Genomic DNA, 4,520 nt, shown 5'->3' on the forward strand with positions numbered 1-4,520 from the left:
TATTGCAGCCAGCAAGAAAGGCCAGCGCCAGCAGGAGCGGCATGATGCTTTTCATACTGCCTCCAGCGTACGCACATCGGCAAAATGACCGCTCACGGCAGCGGCAGCGGCCATCGCCGGGCTCACCAGATGGGTGCGCCCGCCCTGACCTTGCCGGCCTTCGAAGTTGCGGTTGGAAGTCGATGCGCAACGCTCGCCCGGCAGCAGGCGGTCGGCGTTCATTGCCAGACACATCGAGCAGCCCGGCTCGCGCCACTCGAAGCCGGCCGCGACAAACACCCGATCCAGCCCCTCGGCCTCGGCCTGCTGCTTGACGAGGCCAGAACCCGGCACCACCAGCACCTGCTTCACATTGGCGGCCTTGCTGCGCCCGCGCGCCACGGCAGCCGCTTCGCGCAAGTCCTCGATGCGCGAATTGGTGCACGAGCCGATAAACACGACATCAACCGGAATCTCGGTCATCGGGGTATTGGCGGTGAGACCCATGTATTCCAGCGCACGAATGGCACCGGCTTTTTTCACCGCGTCGGTTTCCAGCGCAGGGTCGGGCACGCAGCCATTCACATCGACCACCATCTCGGGCGAGGTGCCCCAGGTCACCTGCGGCGCAATCGCCTCGGCCTTGAGTTCCACCTCGGCATCAAACAGCGCACCCTCATCCGAGTGCAAGCTCTGCCAGTACGCCACCGCTGCATCCCACTGTGCGGCAGTTGGCGCGAGCGGACGGTTCTTGACGTAGTCTATGGTCTTGTCGTCTACCGCCACCAGGCCCGAGCGCGCACCGGCTTCGATCGCCATATTGCACAGCGTCATCCGCCCTTCCATGGAGAGGCTGCGGATGGCGGAGCCGGCAAACTCGATGGCGTAGCCGGTACCACCGGCGGTACCGATCTTGCCGATGATGGCCAGTGCCACATCTTTGGCACCCACACCCAGGCCCAGCTCGCCATCCACCCGCACCCGCATATTCTTCGACTTTTTGGCTACCAGACATTGAGTCGCCATCACATGCTCGACTTCGGAGGTGCCGATACCGTGCGCCAGCGCGCCAAAAGCGCCGTGGGTCGAGGTGTGGCTGTCTCCGCACACGACAGTCATGCCCGGCAGTGTCGCGCCCTGCTCCGGCCCCATCACATGCACCACGCCCTGACCGATATCCTTGAACGGGAAATAGGCCCGCGCACCGAACTCCTTGATATTGGCGTCCAGCGTCTCGACCTGCAGCCGCGAGATCGGGTCCTGAATACCCAGATCCCAGTGATCGGTCGGCGTATTGTGATCGGCGGTCGACACCACCGAATCCTTGCGCCATAGCGGACGCTTGGCCAGCTTCAGCCCTTCGAAGGCTTGCGGGCTGGTCACCTCGTGAACCAGATGGCGGTCGATATAAAGCAGGCAGGTGCCGTCCGCTTCCTCGCGCACCACATGGGAGGCCCACAACTTGTCGTACAGGGTTTGTGTGCTCATGGTTTGTCGTCGCTGTTTGCAATTTGGGTAATGCCCATTCTGTCATAGCGTCCGACCTTGTTACAAGCACCAGATGCTGCGATGCGAAACCGGGCTTCTAAAAACGGCAAAGCCTCGCAGCGCAAGGCTTGCGAGGCTTTGGACGGAGTGTCCGATTTTTAGACAAAGCGTCTAAACAATCGTCTTCAGCAGCGGCTGGCGCAAAAACATCAGCGCAAGCAGCACACCCGCGCAAGCTGCCAGCGCCGAGATGCCAAACACAGTCAGCGCGCCGCCCATGGGCCATAACAGGCCGCTCAGCAAGCCACCGCTACTGCCCCCCAAACCGAAGCCGGCCATGATGTAAAAACCCTGGGCGCGAGCCTGATGCGCCGGCGCAAAATAGCGATGTAACAAGGCCACGGCAGCGGCGTGATGTACGCCAAAAGTGAGCCCGTGCAATAGCTGCGCCAGTACCGCCAGCGCCGTTACCTCGAGTGCCACGGCCAGTAGCGCAAAGCGCAGCACTGCGGCCAGTAGCGAGGCCAGCATCAGGCGCTCGGCCGAGACGCGGCGCATCAGCCACGGCATGCACCAGAACACCGCCACCTCGGCCATCACCCCTATCGCCCACAGCCAGCCTATGCTGTCGCGGGCATAGCCCGCGCCCTTGAGTGCAATCGAATAAAACACGTAATACGGCCCGTGCGCGAATGCCATCAAAAAACAGCAGGCAAACAGCGCCAGCACCAGCGGCTGGCGCAGGGTATCCGCAATCGGCGGGTGCCCGCCGTCCTGCCGCTCGGGCACGACTTCGGGCACTGCCAGTGCCGACAGCGCGATCAGCACCAGCGTCGCCGTCACCAGCCACGGCAAGAGGGCAATCGACAGCGCGTCAAACAGATAGCCACCGCCGATAGCCATCAGCACAAAGCCGAACGAACCCCACACCCGGATGCGGCTGTAATGCCCAGGCGTGTCGCGGGTCAGATGCGCGCTACTGGCTTCAACCAGAGGCAGCGCCGCCGCCCAGAAGAAATGCGATAGTGCGAGAAAGACAAACATCCACCAAAACGCCGGGCTAAGCCCAACCATGGCAAAGGCCGCCGCCGACGCAATCGAGGTGGCGATCACGATGCTACGGCGCCGGCGCAGGTGATCGGCCAGCCAGCCCCATAAGCCCGGCGCGACAATACGCGCCAGCGTTGATAGCGACATCAACAGCGAAATCTGCCACGGTGAAAAAGCCAGCGATTCGAGATACAGACCCCAGAACGGGCTGAACAGGCCGAAAAAAACGAAATAGCAGAAATAGAACGCCGCCAGCGGCGCCAAAGGAGCGGGAGAATTCATAGCGGCGGAGTATACGCAAGCGTGCCGCGACTCGCAGCCGCTTACACCAGCTGATTGCGCTGCAACACCTGATAGACCTTGCGACTCATGCGCGCGAGTTTGTCGATATCACCAAGCTTGGGGCTCTCGCCGGCGTTTAGCCGCGCTTCCCAATCCAGCAGTTCTACATCGAGAAACTCAAGCAGTTTTTTCGAGCAGCCATTACAGATGCCTTGGCAGATAGCCGCTATCGGCAACTGGAACGGCATCGCGTGGCGTACCTCATCAATCAGCGCGCGCATGGCATCGCGGGTATCGGGCTTGGCCATAACAAGCGCCCCCGTAGCGGCGCACAGCAAAGAATAAGCAAACGATGATAGACCGCAAACCTCATCGCGACAAGCGAGGCATCAGCCGCCGCGAAAGCGGTCGATTTCACGGCGTGCGCGCTTGGTCGGCCGCCCGTCTCCATGCGGAAAGCTGGCGTGCTCGGCTTTATTCAGCAGCAGTTTTTCCTCGCGCAGGGCTTTAACCGCCTCGTCCTCGCTATACATCAGCTGCGCTTCTTTGGCCGGGCGGCGCTGGCCGCTAAGCTGCAACACCGTCACCCGCCACGGCAATTGCTGTATTTTCATGTCCAGCACATCGCCCTCGCGCACCACACGCGACGCCTTCACCCGTTCACCGCCGACCTCGATGCGGCCCAGTTCGATCGCCTCGTGCGATAGCGCACGCGTCTTGAAAAAACGCGCCGCCCACAGCCATTTATCCAGCCGCAAGCGGCTGTCGTCTTCCTGATCTATCGCCTTGCTGCGCGCCATTACGCCACCCTCCAGCTGGCAGTCACCAGCCCGTCCAGGCTCAAGACCAGCGTATCTGCGGATTTAAGTGCCGATACGCCCTCGGGCGTGCCGGTATAGATCAAATCACCCTCGCTCAGGCCATAGAGGCGCGACAGGGTACTGATGATGGTCGCCACCGGAAACAGCATCATGGCGCTGTCGCCCTGTTGCCGCACTTCGCCATTGACCGTCAGCGAAAAATGTAGCGCCTGCGGGTTCGGCACCTGGCTAGCATCCACCACCGCGGACATGCAGGCGGCGCCGCGAAAACCCTTGGCCTTGACCCAGGGCAGGCCCTTGCGTTTGGCTTCGGCCTGCACGTCGCGCGCAGTCAGATCCAGCCCGATGCCGTAGCCGGCGACATGATCCAGCGCATCCGCCTCGGCAATATCGGCCCCGCCCTTGCCTATCATCACCACCAGCTCGACCTCGTGGTGCACATCCTGCGAATAGGCCGGCAGCGTGATGGGTTCACCCTCACCCAAAAGCGCCGAGGTGGGTTTGAGAAACACCAGCGGCTCGGCCTCCAGCGCATTGCCAAGCTCGGCGGCGTGGGCGGCGTAATTGCGCCCGATACAGAAAATATTGCCGACCCGCAGCGGGACGCCATTCACGTTCAGTTCCGGCATGGTGCATTACCTCATTGTGTAATGCGCCGATTATTCCACGAAGCGCCGCCGCTTTCGAGCCTTGTCCCGCACCCGCAGAGCCGAATTTGGGCGGGCGCAGGACAAAACATATTGAATAACGGCGGCCAAGCGCTAATGGGTAATGGTAGCCAGAAGCCAAGCCAGCCTATCCGCACCAAAATTGTGCATCTCCCCATCCATACGACGATGGCTACAGGCCAGCCCTTTGCCCATGGCACTCATGATCATGATGAGAGAGGCCGTCATCTCG

At 61.7% G+C, this 4,520-nt stretch carries 5 protein-coding genes; all 5 read right to left on the bottom strand.

From position 1 onward, the window contains the following. Positions 1-51 precede the first annotated feature (51 nt). Entirely contained in the window at positions 52-1,467 is a 1,416-nt protein-coding gene (gene leuC, locus ACRC1E_RS05770; protein ID WP_438514158.1) for a 3-isopropylmalate dehydratase large subunit, read from the bottom strand. A gap of 171 nt (positions 1,468-1,638) precedes the next feature. Then, positions 1,639-2,799, bottom strand: a complete 1,161-nt coding sequence (locus ACRC1E_RS05775; RefSeq protein ID WP_438514159.1) for an MFS transporter — start codon at positions 2,797-2,799, stop codon at positions 1,639-1,641. Between the two features lie 41 nt (positions 2,800-2,840). After that, positions 2,841-3,107, bottom strand: coding sequence for a hypothetical protein (locus tag ACRC1E_RS05780; RefSeq protein ID WP_438514160.1), 267 nt, complete (start codon positions 3,105-3,107; stop codon positions 2,841-2,843). An 81-nt stretch (positions 3,108-3,188) separates the two neighbouring features. After that, positions 3,189-3,599: an RNA-binding S4 domain-containing protein gene (locus ACRC1E_RS05785; RefSeq protein ID WP_438514161.1), complete on the bottom strand. Its 411-nt coding sequence runs from the start codon at positions 3,597-3,599 to the stop codon at positions 3,189-3,191. Next, entirely contained in the window at positions 3,599-4,249 is a 651-nt protein-coding gene (locus tag ACRC1E_RS05790) for a fumarylacetoacetate hydrolase family protein (RefSeq protein ID WP_438514162.1), read from the bottom strand. Before ACRC1E_RS05790 ends, ACRC1E_RS05785 begins: the two co-directional genes overlap by 1 nt. Positions 4,250-4,520: the final 271 nt, after the last annotated feature.

Origin of the sequence: Craterilacuibacter sp. (assembly GCF_051659485.1) — a bacterium.
Lineage (GTDB): Bacteria > Pseudomonadota > Gammaproteobacteria > Burkholderiales > Chromobacteriaceae > Craterilacuibacter.

Excerpts from the sequence above, each read along its gene's own strand:
- ACRC1E_RS05790 (WP_438514162.1), bottom strand. The coding sequence starts at position 4,249 with ATGCCGGAACTGAACGTGAATGGCGTCCCGCTGCGGGTCGGCAATATT.
- leuC (WP_438514158.1), bottom strand. The coding sequence starts at position 1,467 with ATGAGCACACAAACCCTGTACGACAAGTTGTGGGCCTCCCATGTGGTG.
- ACRC1E_RS05785 (WP_438514161.1), bottom strand. The coding sequence starts at position 3,599 with ATGGCGCGCAGCAAGGCGATAGATCAGGAAGACGACAGCCGCTTGCGG.
- ACRC1E_RS05775 (WP_438514159.1), bottom strand. The coding sequence starts at position 2,799 with ATGAATTCTCCCGCTCCTTTGGCGCCGCTGGCGGCGTTCTATTTCTGC.
- ACRC1E_RS05780 (WP_438514160.1), bottom strand. The coding sequence starts at position 3,107 with ATGGCCAAGCCCGATACCCGCGATGCCATGCGCGCGCTGATTGATGAG.